This window comes from Flaviflexus sp. (genome assembly GCF_052087705.1).
GTDB lineage: Bacteria > Actinomycetota > Actinomycetes > Actinomycetales > Actinomycetaceae > Flaviflexus > Flaviflexus ciconiae.
In genome coordinates, this window is sequence record NZ_JBQCYC010000014.1 from 16,444 (window position 1) to 31,735 (window position 15,292).

At 60.7% G+C, this 15,292-nt stretch carries 17 protein-coding genes and 1 tRNA gene; 7 read left to right on the forward strand and 11 right to left on the reverse strand.

What is annotated here, in order from left to right:
* The first annotated feature begins 112 nt into the window (after nucleotides 1-112).
* A complete protein-coding gene (locus tag ACTHUY_RS08210; RefSeq protein ID WP_441654685.1) occupies nucleotides 113-1,087 on the forward strand; it encodes an aldo/keto reductase in 975 nt (324 codons plus the stop codon).
* Nucleotides 1,088-1,099: 12 nt separating this feature from the next.
* On the opposite strand, the gene ACTHUY_RS08215 is transcribed toward ACTHUY_RS08210, so the two are convergent.
* From ACTHUY_RS08215 to ACTHUY_RS08235, 5 genes are all read right to left on the reverse strand, one after another.
* The gene (locus ACTHUY_RS08215) at nucleotides 1,100-1,627 is read right to left on the reverse strand and encodes a type II secretion system F family protein (protein ID WP_441654686.1); all 528 of its coding nucleotides are present in this window, start codon (nucleotides 1,625-1,627) and stop codon (nucleotides 1,100-1,102) included.
* A complete protein-coding gene (locus tag ACTHUY_RS08220) occupies nucleotides 1,624-2,343 on the reverse strand; it encodes a type II secretion system F family protein (RefSeq protein WP_126704531.1) in 720 nt (239 codons plus the stop codon). Before ACTHUY_RS08220 ends, ACTHUY_RS08215 begins: the two co-directional genes overlap by 4 nt.
* Complete coding sequence (locus tag ACTHUY_RS08225) at nucleotides 2,340-3,491, reverse strand: TadA family conjugal transfer-associated ATPase (protein ID WP_441654687.1); 1,152 nt, start codon at nucleotides 3,489-3,491, stop codon at nucleotides 2,340-2,342. The genes ACTHUY_RS08220 and ACTHUY_RS08225 overlap by 4 nt, the downstream gene beginning before the upstream one ends.
* Nucleotides 3,488-4,504, reverse strand: a complete 1,017-nt coding sequence (locus tag ACTHUY_RS08230) for a hypothetical protein (RefSeq protein WP_441654688.1) — start codon at nucleotides 4,502-4,504, stop codon at nucleotides 3,488-3,490. Before ACTHUY_RS08230 ends, ACTHUY_RS08225 begins: the two co-directional genes overlap by 4 nt.
* 64 nt (nucleotides 4,505-4,568) lie before the next feature.
* Nucleotides 4,569-5,372: a hypothetical protein gene (locus tag ACTHUY_RS08235; protein WP_441654689.1), complete on the reverse strand. Its 804-nt coding sequence runs from the start codon at nucleotides 5,370-5,372 to the stop codon at nucleotides 4,569-4,571.
* Nucleotides 5,373-5,460: 88 nt separating this feature from the next.
* On the opposite strand from ACTHUY_RS08235, the gene ACTHUY_RS08240 reads away from it, so the two are divergent.
* On the forward strand, nucleotides 5,461-6,738 hold the full coding sequence (locus ACTHUY_RS08240; RefSeq protein ID WP_441654690.1) for a hypothetical protein: 1,278 nt from the start codon (nucleotides 5,461-5,463) through the stop codon (nucleotides 6,736-6,738).
* Between the two features lie 69 nt (nucleotides 6,739-6,807).
* A complete protein-coding gene (locus ACTHUY_RS08245) occupies nucleotides 6,808-7,722 on the forward strand; it encodes an alpha/beta fold hydrolase (protein ID WP_164719969.1) in 915 nt (304 codons plus the stop codon).
* Nucleotides 7,723-7,787: 65 nt separating this feature from the next.
* Here the strand turns inward: ACTHUY_RS08245 and nth are convergent, their stop codons facing one another.
* Nucleotides 7,788-8,399 (reverse strand): endonuclease III, encoded by a 612-nt coding sequence (gene nth / locus ACTHUY_RS08250; protein ID WP_441654691.1) that lies wholly within the window; start codon nucleotides 8,397-8,399, stop codon nucleotides 7,788-7,790.
* Between the two features lie 170 nt (nucleotides 8,400-8,569).
* Between nth and ACTHUY_RS08255 the strand changes: the two genes are divergently transcribed.
* A complete protein-coding gene (locus ACTHUY_RS08255) occupies nucleotides 8,570-9,247 on the forward strand; it encodes a Crp/Fnr family transcriptional regulator (protein WP_441654692.1) in 678 nt (225 codons plus the stop codon).
* Nucleotides 9,248-9,386: 139 nt separating this feature from the next.
* Here the strand turns inward: ACTHUY_RS08255 and ACTHUY_RS08260 are convergent, their stop codons facing one another.
* From ACTHUY_RS08260 to ACTHUY_RS08270, 3 genes are read right to left on the reverse strand one after another with little or no spacing between them, the layout of a single operon-like run.
* Nucleotides 9,387-9,863 (reverse strand): RidA family protein, encoded by a 477-nt coding sequence (locus tag ACTHUY_RS08260; RefSeq protein WP_126704524.1) that lies wholly within the window; start codon nucleotides 9,861-9,863, stop codon nucleotides 9,387-9,389.
* On the reverse strand, nucleotides 9,864-10,025 hold the full coding sequence (locus tag ACTHUY_RS08265; RefSeq protein WP_126704523.1) for a DUF4177 domain-containing protein: 162 nt from the start codon (nucleotides 10,023-10,025) through the stop codon (nucleotides 9,864-9,866).
* 34 nt (nucleotides 10,026-10,059) lie between these two features.
* Entirely contained in the window at nucleotides 10,060-10,440 is a 381-nt protein-coding gene (locus ACTHUY_RS08270; protein WP_441654718.1) for a WhiB family transcriptional regulator, read from the reverse strand.
* Nucleotides 10,441-10,606: 166 nt separating this feature from the next.
* Between ACTHUY_RS08270 and ACTHUY_RS08275 the strand changes: the two genes are divergently transcribed.
* From ACTHUY_RS08275 to ACTHUY_RS08285, 3 genes are all read left to right on the forward strand, one after another.
* A complete protein-coding gene (locus ACTHUY_RS08275) occupies nucleotides 10,607-12,991 on the forward strand; it encodes a transglycosylase domain-containing protein (RefSeq protein ID WP_441678417.1) in 2,385 nt (794 codons plus the stop codon).
* Nucleotides 12,988-13,875, forward strand: coding sequence for a metallophosphoesterase (locus ACTHUY_RS08280; RefSeq protein ID WP_441678419.1), 888 nt, complete (start codon nucleotides 12,988-12,990; stop codon nucleotides 13,873-13,875). The genes ACTHUY_RS08275 and ACTHUY_RS08280 overlap by 4 nt, the downstream gene beginning before the upstream one ends.
* Nucleotides 13,876-13,948: 73 nt before the next feature.
* Nucleotides 13,949-14,025: transfer RNA gene (locus tag ACTHUY_RS08285), tRNA-Pro, on the forward strand.
* 76 nt (nucleotides 14,026-14,101) lie between these two features.
* On the opposite strand, the gene ACTHUY_RS08290 is transcribed toward ACTHUY_RS08285, so the two are convergent.
* Both ACTHUY_RS08290 and ACTHUY_RS08295 read right to left on the reverse strand, forming a co-directional pair.
* Entirely contained in the window at nucleotides 14,102-14,494 is a 393-nt protein-coding gene (locus ACTHUY_RS08290) for a hypothetical protein (protein ID WP_441678421.1), read from the reverse strand.
* Nucleotides 14,491-15,201 carry a class I SAM-dependent methyltransferase gene (locus ACTHUY_RS08295; RefSeq protein ID WP_441678423.1) on the reverse strand — a complete coding sequence of 237 codons (711 nt, stop codon included), beginning with the start codon at nucleotides 15,199-15,201 and terminating at the stop codon, nucleotides 14,491-14,493. The genes ACTHUY_RS08290 and ACTHUY_RS08295 overlap by 4 nt, the downstream gene beginning before the upstream one ends.
* Nucleotides 15,202-15,292 lie beyond the last annotated feature (91 nt).

Here is a 15,292-nt window from a genome sequence, read left to right on the forward strand (position 1 = left end):
TGAGCACGGACCTACTTTCCCGCGGAACGCAACATCCACTCCGGGGCCGAATGGCCCTCGTGGAAGTGGCTTGTCCGTTGCAGGGTGTGGACCGATCCGTAGACTGGTGGTCATGGAACTAAGGCACATGGGCAATTCGGGTCTGACGGTCTCGGCGATCGGCCTCGGCGGCAACAATTTCGGGCGGAAGAACACGGCTACGGAGGATCTTGAGGGCACGCGCGCTCTCGTGAACGCGGCATTGGACGCGGGGATCACGATGTTCGATACCGCGGATATGTACGGCATGGAGCCTGGACTGTCGGAGACGCTTCTCGGTCAGGCTCTCGGCAAGAACCGGGACGACATTGTTCTGGCCACGAAGTTCGGCATGAACATGAAGGGCGCAAACGGCAAGGACTTCGGCGCTCGCGGTTCCCGTAGCTATATCGTTCGCGCGGCCGAAGCATCGCTTCGGAGGCTGGGAACGGACTACATTGATCTGTTCTACTACCACACGGTTGACGAAAATACGCCGTTTGAGGAGACCCTCGCGGCCCTCGATGACCTGGTCACGTCGGGCAAGGTTCGTTACATCGGTCATTCGAACATGACGGGCTGGCAGATTGCCCACGCCGACCACCTGGCTCGGGAGCTCGGTACGGAACGGTTCATTGCGTCCCAGAACAACTTCAATCTCCTGGACCGACGAGCAGAGCTTGAAGTACTGCCTGCCGCAGCCCATTTTGGTCTCGGCGTTGTTCCCTACTATCCGCTCGCCAACGGTCTCCTGACCGGCAAGTACACGGATGGCAAGGCCCCCGACGGGTCGCGACTCGATGTGGTTAAACCGCAGCTCATGGAGACCACCGACTTCGATCAGTTGAAGGAGTTCCGGGAGTTTGCTCAAGCACGCGACCTGACCGAGCTAAATGTTGCCTTCGCTTTCCTCCTGGCTTCCTACCCCGTTGCATCGGTGATCGCCGGAGCGACAAGACCGGACCAGATTACCGCCAATGCGAAGGCGGCCTCCTGGGTTCCCACCGAGGACGATCTTGAGGAGCTCAGCGAGATCTTCCCGCCCCCGCCAAAGGTCGCGCTCTTCTAGAACACGTCACCCCTAGCCTCCGAGGACTGTCATCCCGAGCGAAATGATGATCGGGGCGACTCCGAGGAGGAAGAAGGCAGGCAGGAAGCAGAGACCAAGTGGGAGGACAAGCCGCACGCCAAGACGGGCGGCTGCCTCCTGGGAGTCTTTGAGACGCCTGGCACGCACCGCGGAAGCGGCCCGGCGGAGCATAATTGTGGGTGGGGCACCATCAACCCAGGCTGGTTCAAGGGCCTTCGACAGTCTGGTGAGCCTCCCCGATCTGCCTTCCCATGCCTCATCCCATCCCGCTCCCATGAGGAGTGACCGGGCCGCGCTCTTCGCGTCCTCCGCTTCCGGTCCGGGCGGCAAGCACCGACCAAGCGCCCGGAGGGCCGACGGGATTGAGGAGCCGGAGACAACGAGTGCAGTTGTCAGGTCGATGACCATGGCCTCATCGATTGGCTGTAGCTTCGGCGGTGGAAGCGGCTTTTGTTTAGGTAGCCGCCTGCCGGGTAGCGCCAGGAGCACGACAAGAAGGATGCAGACAACAACGATCACGGTTGCCTGCCAATCGCCCCGTCGGTCTGCGCCGTACGGACGAGCCTGCGGACAATGATGACTCCCGCAATCTCGAAGCAGATTCCGAGGATTAGGAAGACCCGCCCAAGGGCTGAGCCGAGGAGGAACCCGACCGGGTCAACTCCCATCATGAACCCCAGCCCAATCCCAATGATGGGAAGCCAGGCCAACATCGTGGCCGTCGACTGGGGCCCTCTTAGCGCAATCTCCCGGGCAGCTTGCGCCTCCCCCGCCTCGGTCAACCCCTCGGCACACTCATCGAGCACATCAGCCATGGGAGCACCTGTTTCCCAGGTCAATCGTGTCGCCGCCAGCAAGGAAGGCAGTGCAATTCTCGTGACGTGAGTGATTCGGGGAGCTCCGGTCAGGAACGCTCGGACGCGGTCCGCCGGGCCGGACTGCCTGTCCAGCTCGGTGAGGATCCGCGGTGTCCCCCGTCGGTCAAGAACGGGTTGGCGGACGGGTAGTCCGGTACGTTCCAGGGACACCTGCCAGGCTTTTTCCACTCCCATGCCGGCCCGTAGCCGCGTAGCCACTTCGGAGGCGAGAACCCCCAAATCAATATCGTGACGCTTCGGGAGCGTAGGAAGCTTCCTGCGGGAAATTTGTCGTTGCTGACGCGGCTTCGGCAGGCGGCGGGCCGGGCCTGCAGCGATGATAGCTACCGCGAGAACCAACCCGATGATGACACTCACGGTATGAGGTCCTTGTCCAGACCAAGCCGCTCGCTGAGCCGGTCCCAGGCTGGCCCACGTTCGGGAACCCCGTCAACCATGCGCAGAGCTGCGGTAGACACGAGCCGTTGGCTCGTGCGTGTGAGAACGGAGATGTGGTCAACCTTCCGCCCCCGGGGTGTCCTCTTGATGTGGACGACGGCGTCAAGGGCCGCAGATGCCTGGGCTGCGACCGTCTGCTCCGACATTCCTGCAAGTGCACCAAGCGCAACGAGGCGCGCCGGCACGTCCTGCGCGGCATTGGCGTGGATCGTTGCCCAGCCGCCCTCGTGCCCGGTATTGAGGGCCGCGAGGACGTCGCGCACTTCCGCACCGCGACACTCTCCGAGAACAAGACGATCGGGTCTCATACGCATGGCGGCACGAACCAGGTCACTCATCGACACTTCACCCGCACCCTGCACGTTTGCGTGCCGCACTTGGAGGTGAATGCAGTGGGGATGGGTGGGCCGTAGCTCGGCCGACTCCTCAATAACGATGATTCGTTCTTCGTGGGGAACGAGGCCAAGAAGCGCCGCGAGCAGTGTTGTCTTTCCCGAGCCCGTGGCACCCGAAATCATGACGTTGGCTCGCTGGTTGACCATGGCGGTAAGGACTGCGGCGACCGTTGGGTCAACGGTTCCAAATTCGCCCAGGCCCTCGAGCGTAAGGGCAACGGATCTCTGGGTTCGTAGGGAGATGAGGGTGCCTTCGGCGGCGAGTGGCGGCAGGACCGCATGGAGCCGCACGCCGTTCGGGAAGGTACCGTCGACAATTGGGGAGGCATCATCGAGCCGCTGCCCACATCGGGCAGCGAGCCGCACAGCTAGTTTCCTGACCTCTTCATCATCATCCAGCTCTGCCGCACTTTCGTGGACCTGTTGAAGCCCGTTACCTCGGTCAACCCATACGCCTTTCGTTCCGTTAACGAGAACGTCGGTGACACTGAGGTCTTCGAGCAGGGGCTGAAGAACGGGGCCCGCTCCTTCAAGCTGTTGGAGGATGCCCTGGCCAAGCGATGCCACGGAAGCAATGGAAATAGCGCCCGGTACGGCACTGGCAATGACGGTGCCGATGGGGTCCCCGCCGACAACTGCGGCGCGGGCCTGCGCCAGGTCCGCGGCTTTCACGATGCCACCCTGGTCGCGATGCGTCGAATATCGCGGGACGAACCGGATCTAAGCCGGTCACCCGGTGTCATGCCGTGGGAAATATCCCCGTCGAAGGTTCTCTCAAATCTCAGGGGAACCGCTTCCGGACCGAGCTGGTGAGCCGCGTCCTCGGCTTGCCCGATGCTTTTCACCCCGGCAATAACAAGGGTGAACGACATTGTTTCCGGCAGGAGTGAGAGCACCCGCTCCGCGGCTGCCAGGCTCAGAATATCCGCCCGAGTGACAAGGACGAGGTGGTCAAGCCAACCGAGGAGTTCCGCTGTCAGCCCGTGACGGAGGATGGCATGTCGTGGTAAATCAACTATGGTGACGGCACTGATCTGTGCGACCGCGGAGGCAACAAGCACCCCGGTGCGATCCGCGGTTGGCACACCGCCGCGTTGATCACCGCTCAACACCCGAACTTTCTTCCATTCGGGGAGTGATTCCACGAGCCTGCCGGGAAGAAGTGTCCCAGTTTCTCGTGCCACATCCGCCCATCGTTTGCCGGTCTCCGGGAGGCTGAGCAGGACACCGTAGCCGGGCGAGAGCGGATCAAGGTCAACCAGGCTCGCACTACCGTCGAGGGCGAGCTCTCTTGCCAACATTGCCGATAGTACTGTTGCTCCCGCTCCCCCGTGGGCACCGATCACTCCGACGATGATTCCTCGCTGGGTCGCTCCGGCGGCCACAAATAGTTCGAGAAGGTCGCCAGGCTGGGTTCTCGGGTTCACCACCACGTGCTGTCCGGCGAATTCGGGCTGGAACAGCTCATTGAACCTCGCGCTGACTGCCCGAGGGTCCCCGGGTTCTTGGACGAGAGTGAGAATCGCGGGCGGAGCATCACCGCCAGGTGGCGCGGTCGAAGTATCGACGCCGGCCACCGTGGCGAGCCGTTCAATGTCGGTAATCAGATCGGTCGACGAGGCCCTGATGAGCACAGTCGTCAGGGGCTGCGTCCGAATCCTGCGGTGTGAGACCTTGTCGTTCATACCCCCGAGTCTGCTCCGACACCCCGTGAGGCTCTGTTCCCTTCAGGTCATCCTGTGGATGAATTCAGTCAACGAGGGGATCAGTACGCCCGGCAAGAACCGATTGGGAAATCCGCAAGGATTCACTCATCGCATCAACGTAGACGTCGGCAACGGCACCAATCCACGCATCCATTCCTTCCTGTGTTCCTGCTCTGTAAAGAGCAATCTGGCTTTCGAGCGAGTCAAGGTTAAGTACAGCGGTTCCCGTTGGTTCGAAACCGCGCACTGTTCCGAGCCACCTGATAAACGAATCCCTGATCGTCCGGTCAGCATCGACCGATAGCGGTTGCATGATCCATTGGCCGGCAAGCACGGAGAGGACAATGAGGCCGGGAGCATTTGCTTCGGCGCCTTCGATGATGAGCTCCTGCTTTGCAGCGTCTTCCTCGGAGAGGATCCCAGCTTCTTCCCTGACGTCGTCTTGGGGATCAGTTGAGCCCGCGTCTCGGTGCAGGCTCGCGAGCATGGCCCGGACCGGACGGTGCGAGGGCGGGGCAAGATCCTTCGTATTAAGCGGAGGCATTTCGGCAACAGCGTCACTGTGGCATCGCCAGGAGGCCGCCGCGACCCTGACTTCCGGTTCACCCTGCCAGGCAACCTGCTCCCGCAGTGTCTTTGCCGTGACATCGATGCCGGACCTGCGGCAGTCGGCAAGAACCCAGCGGATACTCGATTCTGTCCTGGCACCTTCCCAGCCTCGGCGGAGCCCCGTCGAGAATCTAACGGACCTGATGGCTTGGGAAACTCGTGCCGCACCGGCGCTAGCTTCGGGCAGTTTGCCAAGTGTCTTCAGCGCTGTGACCAGGGGAGTATCTGCCGAATCCATAAACCCAACGGTATGTCGACGGGCGCGTGTTCCACAAAAATGCGCCAGATTCGGTATAGCGTCGACTTATACCGACTAGGAGGCCACAGTGTCGACACCAACCGATCCTTATTCCCGACCGGACCGCGAGGACGGCCACGACGATATTCTCGATCCGCTTCCCGAGGAGCGCGAGGAACGCAATATCGCCGAGCCCTCTGACACTCCGGCACACGAGGCGCCCGCTGACGCGCCCGTGAACAACGACGAGGCCCTCACTCCGCCTCCGTCAGACGACTCCCCCGCTTTCCGCAACGCTTCCCGTTTCGACAGCGAGCCGGCACAGAACCAGCCGACGCAGGACGGGCCAATTCCTTCGAACCCGCACGAGGGCGAAGCTTCCGTGGCTGATGATCCGGAGTTCACCGAGTCTGAAACTGAGTCCACCAGGTCGTGGACGCCCTCGTTCGATGATGATGTAGATGAACCTGCTGGAGCAAAGCCTTCCGAGGATAACCTCACCCGGGAAACCCCGGAGGACAGGGCGGCCGCACGCGAACGCTGGGAACGCGAGTTCGGCAACGTCGATACCACGCCACGCTCCGAGGACGACACGGTGATTGCGGGCAATGACCCGGCAACCGATGCCACTGCAGTTCGTAGCCCAGCAGCTACCGATCAGACTGTCATGACGCCTCCCGTCGCGGCCCCGGCAGGAGCTAACTACCCGAACCGCACATCGGTGTTTAACCGGGTCGGTGTAGAAAACGTAGCTTCGTCGCCCTCGACGATCGCCACTCCTCCCGAGACTGTCGCGCCCCGCCACGACACGAACGGTTTCCGGTTCCAGGAGCCGATCCCCGAAGAGCCGCGCGGCCGCGGATGGGCGCACGTTGGCGTGTTCTTCGCGACCCTGATCGTTGCGCCACTGGCCTGGTATCTCGTTGCCGATTCCGGGGTTCGCCTTGTCGGCCTCGAAGATTCTGCCTGGAACACGGGAACCGTGGATTGGCTCGTCGTCCTCGAGCTTCTTGGCGCACTCCTCTGCCTCGCTGTTCTCTGGTACCTGGCCAGCTTCTCCTCCGTTGGAGCAATCGTTATCGGCCTGATCATTGCGATCGCCGGTGCCATTGCGATTTTCGCTCCGGCTTTTGCTCAGGATCTTCTGACCGGATCCGCGATGCGTAACTTCTCGGAGATCAGCGACTTCACCGGCAACGTTGCCTACCACCTGACAAACGATGCGGCGTCTGGCAGGCTCACGGTTTACGGATTCGTTCTGTTCATGACCGGAATCGTCTCCCATTCCGCCCGCCGGTTCGGAACAGACCGGGGAGATGTCACCGGCCGCCGAGCCGTTCTCCTGTCGAGGAACCCAAACTCCTAGGCTATTCTCGGAGGTATACCAGTGCGGGTGCGGGCTCTGCCTGCACCCGCAACAACTATGAGGAGAATCGTGCCTGTCGACAATTCGTGCGTGACACTGCCGGGCCCCTGGCAGCATCGCCTCGTTCGGGCGAGTGGCGCCCAGTTCCACGTGGCCCAGGCGGGCACCCTGAAAGAAGACAGGCCTCTTATCCTTCTCATCCACGGCTTCCCTGAGTACTGGTACGCGTGGCGTCACCAGATCCCGGCTCTCGCCGAAGCCGGCTACGCGGTTGCGGCCATGGATGTTCGCGGCGCGGGCGGAAGCGACCGCACCCGGCACACGTTCGATACCCCCACTCTGGCTAACGATGTCATTGGTGTGATCCGCGCTGTGGGAGCCTCAAAAGCGATTCTGGTCGGTACCGGCTCCGGCGGTGCGCTGGCCTGGTCCGCGGCCTCACTTGCTCCGAGCCTGATCGCAGGAGTAGCCACGATCTCGGCACCCCATCCCGTTGACACGTTCCGGCTCGGTCTTCACGTCACGTTCCGCACGTGGCGCCACTACCTATCGGCGTTCCTCCCCCAGCTTGCCGAGAAGAGCCTGACCAGCCGCGACAAACTGAAGAAGCTTCTTGCCGCGGTGTCCGCACCCGGCAACCGGGGTGCAGTCGAAGCTGTCGACTACTATTCGCAGGCCCTCCAGCTTCCCAATGCCGCAAAGACGCAACTCCAACAGCTTCAGTGGACGTGGGGTATGACGCGGCGTCCCTCGGGCCGCAAGCACCTCGATAAGCTCTCGAGCCCGCTAAACATCCCGGTCCTCACTGTCCGTGGCGATCTCGATCCGCTCCTGCCCACCAGGGCTTGGGCCAGCACGAAGAAGCATGTAGCCGCCGACTACCGCCACGTTGTCCTTCCGGACACGGGCTACCTCGCGCACGAGGAGAACCCCGACGAGATCAACCGGCTGCTACTCGAGTTTCTCGCCGAGCACGCCTCCTAGCAGAACGCCGCACTGCGCTCGTTGTCAGGCCCCGCTGAACCTACTTCAGCCCATCCACCCGCACCCTAGGTAAGCGGGTATGAGGGGCACAGGTCAGCGATCGGGCACACTTCACATGCTGGCTTACGAGAGTGGCAGATCCTTCGCCCATGGAATATCAGCCGGTGACAGGCCATGGTCCACTCCTCTTCGGGAAGCAGTTCGGCAATGTCGGCTTCTACCTTGACCGGATCTTCATTTCTCGACCAACCCAGTCGCCTAGCCAGGCGACCCACATGCGTATCGACCGTGATTCCAGGTATTCCGAACGCATTACCGAGAACCACGTTCGCGGTCTTCCTACCAACTCCGGGAAGACCGATCAGCCTCTTCTGATCGGCGGGGACTTCCCTGTCGTACCGTTCGGTCAGCGCCTGCCCCATGCCGATCAGCGACTTGGCTTTCGCACGGAAGAACCCCAGGGGTCGGAGGATGTCTTCCATTTCTTCCCTGTCTGCCTCCGCATAATCCAGCGCAGTCGGATAACGATCAAACAGCTCCGGAGTCACCGAGTTCACCCGCACATCCGTCGTCTGTGCAGACAGCACGGTGGCAACAAGTAACTCGAGAGGGGTACGGTAGTCCAGTTCACATCGAGCATCGGGATAGTACCTGGTCAGAGCCTCGTTCACTGCCACTGCCTGTTCTATCCGAGCGGATTTTGAACGTGGCCTGGGAGGGAACTTCTTCTTCTGGACCGTCATAATCCATATTATGCCCCTTGTCACATAGGATAGTCTTATCCATGACCTGCCAATGCCAGTCGGTCGGCTCGGCAACGCTAGACATATTTGAAAGGTAGAAAGCATTGGAGACAAGCATCATCGCTTCGGTTCCGCTCTTTGCGGGCCTGTCGGAGGAGGATCAGGCAAAGCTCACCGAGCTCATGTCTGAGGAAACGCTCCGCCGCGGCGAGTCCCTCTTCCACGAGGGCGACTCCGGAGACAACCTGTTCATCATTGTCGACGGCAAGATCAAGCTCGGCCACGCCTCTGACGATGGTCGTGAGAACCTCATCGCCATCCTTGGCCCCCGTGAGATCATCGGCGAGCTATCGCTGTTTGACCTGGGCAAGCGCTCGACCTCGGCCACCGCCGTTGCTCCGACCACGCTCCTGTCACTCTCCCACGAGGACCTCATGGGCTTTATCGACACCAACCCAGACATGGCTAAGCACATGCTCCGCCAGCTCGCGCAGCGCCTGCGCCGCACGAATGAGCTCATGGCTGACCTCGTGTTCGCAGACGTGCCCGGCCGTGTCGCCAAGGCACTCCTTGATCTTGCCTCTCGCTTTGGTGAGCGGACCCAGGAGGGCGTCTACGTCGCCCACGACCTCACGCAGGAAGAGATCGCCCACCTGGTTGGCGCTTCCCGCGAGACCGTCAACAAGTCCCTTGCTGACTTCGTTTCCCGCGGCTGGATCCGCCTCGAGGGACGCGCTGTCACCCTTATCGAGATCGGACGCCTCGAGAAGCGGGCTTCGTAGATCTCACGGCCCGTAGCTACTGACAGTTACGGGATCCAGACCATAAAGAATGCGGCGGGGAAATCCCCGCCGCATTCCGCCTTTCGGCTAACTTTTAACCTTGGCATGGCCACACGGTGCCTAGACTAAAAGGGTTCAGTTAGTCATTTCGCGATTTCACGATCTGACACGTTATCTCTATTTCTACCGGAACGTTCATAGGTAGCGCAGCAACTCCAACGGCTGAACGGGTGTGCTTCCCGCCCTGCCCGAAGATTTCGCCAAGAAGCTCCGATGCTCCGTTGACGACCTTGGGCTGGTCATAGAAGTCGGGCGCCGATGCTACGAAGCCGGTGACGTGAATGATCGAGGCGATCGAATCAATCCCGCCTGTTGTCTGCGCAACTGCCGCCAGTGCGTTGAGTGCACATGCCCTGGCCGCCTCGTAGGCATCGTCGAGGGATACCTCGGCGCCAACCTTCCCGACGGTCTTGATCTCGCCGTCAACGAAGGGGAGCTGCCCCGAGCTACGCGCAACGTTCCCGATCATCTTCGAAGGAACGTAAGCCGCGAGCGGCTTCGCGACCGGAGGCAACACGAGCCCCAGTTCTGCGAGGCGGCGGCTTGGTACAGTCACTCAAGACTCCTTTGGACGCTTGAAGTAAGCGATAACGTTTTCGGTCCCGGCAGGCCCGGGGGTGATTGTCACAAGTTCCCAGCCCTGACTTCCGAAGTTATCAAGAATGGTCTTCGTGTTGTGGATGAGAAGCGGTGCAGTCAAGTATTCCCATTTGGTCATGCTTGGATTCTACCGAACAACCTCATCCGACGCTCTATCGATTACTAAATCTGGGAATTCGTCCGGCCCGAAGCTCCACAGAGATGGGATCTTGCGAGGTGTGCAGACGTTTATACCAGTTCTGCTCGTTCGGGAATCGACGCTGGAGTGCACGACGCTCCCGTTCGGTGAGGCCACCCCAAACTCCGTATGTTGTGTTCGAGTCCAATGCATCCGACAGGCATTCCAACCTGACCGGGCAACTAAAGCAGACTTGCCGAACCTGTCTCTGTGCGGCACCCCGGACGAAAAGACTGTCCGGATCCACGTTTGAGCACGCGGCTTGCGCGGCCCAGGTCTGTCCTTCTAACAAAAGAGACATTTGCGCTCCTTCACCCGAGGCTTCCTCGACTCTGGCGATTATTTTGTTTGACATGACGACTGTCACCTACCTTTTCAATATATCTGTTTACCTGGGAAAATGCGAAATGCGATATTAATTTATGAAAAAGAGGACGCAGAATCTGGTAATGAGGCAGGCTTTTTGCGTTTTCGGTTACTCGAACCAGACAACGCCGGACTCAGCGCCTAAACTCGTAACCATGCCGAGCTCACAGAAGGCCCCCGGGGCCGCTCCCGGAAAGATCGTCGCGGCGCTCCTTGCATTCCTGCTTGCGTGCACCGCAGGAGGTATTGCCCTCGCCGGTCTTGCCATGCCCATCGTGGCAGCAACGGGAACGGTCACGACGGCCACGACATCCCTGTTTGATGACCTGCCGACCGAGCTGACGTTCACGGAACCTTCCGAGCAGTCAGTCATTCTCGCTTCCGACGGGTCGGAATTAGCCCGTTTTTACGCGGAGAACCGCGTCGTGGTCGGCTCGGAAGACATCTCTCAGCACCTCAAGGACGCTGTTGTCGCGATTGAGGATGAACGGTTCTACGAGCACAACGGCATTGACCCGCAGGGCCTGATTGGCGCCGCGTTCAACAACTTCACCGGTGGTGAGCTCGCCGGTGGTTCCACGATCACCCAGCAGTACGTCAAGAACCTCCTAATCGAGGAGGGTCGTAACTCGAACGATCCGGAGCTGATTGCGGCAGCGACGGAGCGGACGATCGCCCGTAAGCTCTCCGAGGCTCGGACCGCCATGGCGATCGAGAAGCAGTTGACGAAGGACGAAATCCTCACCGGCTATATCAACATCGCCATGTTCGGCCCCTCCCAGTACGGCGCCGAGGCAGCATCGCAGTTCTTCTTCTCCGTTCCCGCGAAGGACCTATCCATTCCGCAGGCCGCAATGCTTGCCGGCATCACGCAGTCACCGGGCCGTTGGAACCCGCTGACGAACCCGGATCAGGCGAAGAACAGGCGTGACACGGTGCTCGCGAAAATGTACGAGCTGGGCTACATCAACGAACAGGAGTTCCGCGAGGCCGTAGCCCTGTCGATCGATGACATGCTCGATATTTCTACCCCGACAAACGGTTGTGAGTCGGCGGGAATCTCGGTCTACTTCTGCGAATACGTCGTCAAGGACCTGCTGGCTTCCGAGTCCTGGGGTGAGTCCCAGGAGGACCGCCTCAATCTGCTGTACCGCGGCGGTCTCGTCATTCACACGACTCTTGACCCCGTCAAGCAGCGCGCGGCCTACGAGTCCGTTATCCAACACATCCCGGTCAACGACCCCTCGGGTGTCGAGATGGCGATGTCATCCGTTGAGCCCGGCACGGGCAAGATCGTCTCCATGGTTCAGAACACGAACTACGGCACCGCCTCGCCCGAGGATCCGAACGCAACAACGGTTAATCTCAACGTTGGCACCGACCGCGGCGGCGGCTTCGGCTTCCAGTCCGGCTCAACTTTCAAGGTGTACACGCTGATCGAATGGATCCGTTCGGGACGTAGCGTGCAGGAACGCGTTGACGCGTCTCGCGACACCTATTCGAGGGATGACTTCACAATCTCGTGCGCCCCAGATCTTGCCGATGATTACAATCCGTCGAACATTGAGGGCATTGGTTCGGGCATGATGACCGTCCTGGAATCGACAACTCGCTCGGTGAACCTGTCGTTCATTGATATGGCGACGCAGCTGGACCTGTGCAATATCACGGGTGTTGCGGAGCAGATGGGTGTGCGGAGCGGTAGCGGCGATCCTCTTATGCCGCGCCCCTCCTCCGTCCTTGGCTCGAACAACGTGACCCCGCTGTCCACTGCCAACTCGATGGCTACGCTCTCCTCCGGCGGCATCATGTGCGAGCCCATGTCGTTCACAAAGATCGAGAACCAGGACGGCGAGGTTATCGCCGAACTTCAGCCGTCCTGCAGCCGCGCACTCGAGGAGGACGTGGCCGACACGACCACCGAGGTACTCCAGACGGTCGTGGCTGACGGTGGTACGGGCTTCCGTGCGCAGATCCCGGGCCACGAGGCTGCCGGCAAGACCGGTACCGCCAACATGGACTACCACGCCTGGTTTATGGGATATACAACCCAGGAGGCCACCGCGGTGTGGCTTGGTCACATGGAGGGGAACATTTCGATGTTCTACACCACCATTAACGGCCAATACAACGTCGAAGTTTATGGCGGCCTGTACCCGGCCATGGTGTTCTCCACCTACCACACGAGAGTCCTCGAGGGCGTCGAGCCCGTCCCCTTCGACCTTCAAACAACCGAAGGTAGTGACGAAAGCGGCGCAACAATCCTCCCGCAGGGCCGGGACAATCCGGCAATCCGCCAGACACAGCAACCCGCTCCGGCACCGCAACCCGAGCCTGAGCCTGAGCCTGCCGAACCCACCCCGGATCCGACGACGGAACCGGAGGAAGTGCCGACCGATAATGGCACAACTGAGGCACCCGCACCGACAAGCCCGGAGCCACCCACTCCACCGAGCCCCGAACCACCTCCCGGACAGACCGAGGGGGAGAATCCCGGTCAGGGGAACCCCGGTAGTGGAGACACCGGGGGCGACGAATGATCCGCAGTATCGCCACCGTCACGGGCCTTGGCGTAGGCATTGGTGCAGGAGTTGCCGGATGGTCACTGTGGGAAGCCCGTAGCTTCCAACGGTCCTTCCACCACCTCAATATCCTCCCTGACGGCATGGAGCCGATGAGGATCCTCAACATTTCCGACATTCACCTCATGCCCGGGGATGAGAAAAAGGTGGAGTTCCTTCGCGACCTTGCCGACCTCAAGCCGGATGCCGTGTTCTTCACCGGCGATCAGCTGTCATCCACAAAGTCCCTCCCATCACTTTTGCGTGCCCTGCAACCCCTCAACGGGATCCCGGGAGCCTTCGTGTTTGGTTCCCACGACTATCACGCACCGGTCTGGAAGAACCCACTCAGCTACGTTCTGCCGTTCCTCGGTGGACCCGAGAAGGACCCGGAGGACCTCCCCCACGCCGCGATGGCGGAAGCGTTCCGCGACTTCGGCTGGACCGATATGCGCAACACTCGGTCGTCGATCCAGGTAAACAACCAAAAGATTCAGCTTGTTGGCGTGGACGACCCGCACATCGATCTCGACGAATACCCGGCTCCCAAGGAGCAGGAGGGCTTCACAATCGGCCTAACGCATGCCCCGTACACTCGGGTCCTTAACGCTATGGAGGCGGACAGCGTCACACTTGCCCTCGCGGGTCATACTCACGGCGGTCAGGTCTGCGTCCCTGGCTACGGTGCTCTTATCACCAACTGCGATCTCGACACCGCGCATGTTGCCGGAGTCTTCGGCTGGCCTGCAATCGCGCAGGAAAAGACAATGACCGTAGCAATCTCCCGCGGGCTGGGAACCTCCCCGTACGCGCCGTTCCGTCTGGCCTGCCGACCAGAGGTTCAAATCATCGACCTGGCGTGACCAAGTAGTCACAACCGATCCAGCCCCCTGTTTTTCGTTCGCACGCCGGATTCGGTATCATGGATGAGTTGCACGGGGTGTGGCGCAGCTTGGTAGCGCGCTTCGTTCGGGACGAAGAGGTCGCAGGTTCAAATCCTGTCACCCCGACCAGAGAAGGATGCTGGTATCTCAGTTGAGGTACCAGCATCCTTGTTTTATGGCGGACTACTTCCGTAACTGCCGAGGCTTACCGCAGTAGGGCACCAAGCGAGATCCGATACCCCGCGAACATGACGGCCCGGAGAAGCGGGTTCAGGATCGACCATCGTCCGCCACGAATATTCTGATCCCATCCCACAACGCATCCACCCTCCGTAGCTGTGACCGCAAATCGGATCGTGCCGAGGAGAACGGGGCCTTCTTTAATGATTGTCCCGCGGGCATGATCTTCCCTCACATCCACATCGGCGATCACCATCGTGTCGTCGAAGCGAATCGGGCCAACGGTCGTCGTGGCTACAATCCGCCGACCATCGCGTTTCACGGTCGTGAACGGCACCCGATGCCCCTCGGCTGTGACGATCCTGCGGACGGCCTCCTGCATGTCAAGGGGCGAGCGAATGGTAAATCTAGCCATCATGCGCCCGGCTTAACCCAGATGTGGAGCAGGTACCCGTAGCTGAGGCCGGTGCGTTCGGGATGCTCGGCAAGCCAGTTCTCGGCGACCTCGGATGGGAATTCGAGCCGAATAACCGACTCGAGATCGCTCCGTGATTGAAACTCCCAGGAGCTCATAATGGCACGGGTCTCGGCTCCCTGCTCAGTCCACCACTGCCTGGTGTACGTATTCTCGCCCTGTCTCTCAGCCGCAACACTGACCTTGAGTAGCTTCGCAAACTCCCCTCGCACGGTGTCGTTATCGATCACGACGAGGGTGCCTCCCGGGCGGAGAACACGAGCGACCTCACGTAGGCCCGGGGACACATCGTATGTGGGGTGTGGGAAAAAGTAGGCGAACCGGGCGTGCACAACGTCAACCGAGTCATCGGCAAGGGGAATGTGCTCGGCCGAACCGTGAAGGATCTTTGCTTTCGAGTCGCGACCACGAGCTATATCCAGGAGCGTCTCATCGGGCTCAACACCGTACAGCTCAGCAGCGTCGGAGTATTTTGGGAGCCACCAACCCGCCCCACATCCCAGATCAACCAGGGACTTATCTGTCCAGGGTGCTGCCTCAACGAGGGCCCGCCACAGGGTCCCTTCCGGATCGATCCCCTCATTCTCAATGTCGTACACACCGGGATTAACCGCCTGGTTACCCGAGGGGATGAAATCATCAAAAGCCATAGGCTAAACACTCCTCGGCGCGCGACATCCTGTCAATGTGGAGAAACTGAATTCACGCACCCAGCGGGCAAACCACGGATTCTCTGGCCGC

Coding starts and splice junctions, on each gene's coding strand:
- ACTHUY_RS08210 (WP_441654685.1), top strand. CDS start 113: ATGGAACTAAGGCACATGGGCAATTCGGGTCTGACGGTCTCGGCGATC.
- ACTHUY_RS08230 (WP_441654688.1), bottom strand. CDS start 4,504: ATGAACGACAAGGTCTCACACCGCAGGATTCGGACGCAGCCCCTGACG.
- ACTHUY_RS08235 (WP_441654689.1), bottom strand. CDS start 5,372: ATGGATTCGGCAGATACTCCCCTGGTCACAGCGCTGAAGACACTTGGC.
- ACTHUY_RS08265 (WP_126704523.1), bottom strand. CDS start 10,025: ATGACCAAATGGGAATACTTGACTGCACCGCTTCTCATCCACAACACG.
- ACTHUY_RS08270 (WP_441654718.1), bottom strand. CDS start 10,440: ATGTCAAACAAAATAATCGCCAGAGTCGAGGAAGCCTCGGGTGAAGGA.
- ACTHUY_RS08275 (WP_441678417.1), top strand. CDS start 10,607: ATGCCGAGCTCACAGAAGGCCCCCGGGGCCGCTCCCGGAAAGATCGTC.
- ACTHUY_RS08280 (WP_441678419.1), top strand. CDS start 12,988: ATGATCCGCAGTATCGCCACCGTCACGGGCCTTGGCGTAGGCATTGGT.
- ACTHUY_RS08290 (WP_441678421.1), bottom strand. CDS start 14,494: ATGATGGCTAGATTTACCATTCGCTCGCCCCTTGACATGCAGGAGGCC.
- ACTHUY_RS08295 (WP_441678423.1), bottom strand. CDS start 15,201: ATGGCTTTTGATGATTTCATCCCCTCGGGTAACCAGGCGGTTAATCCC.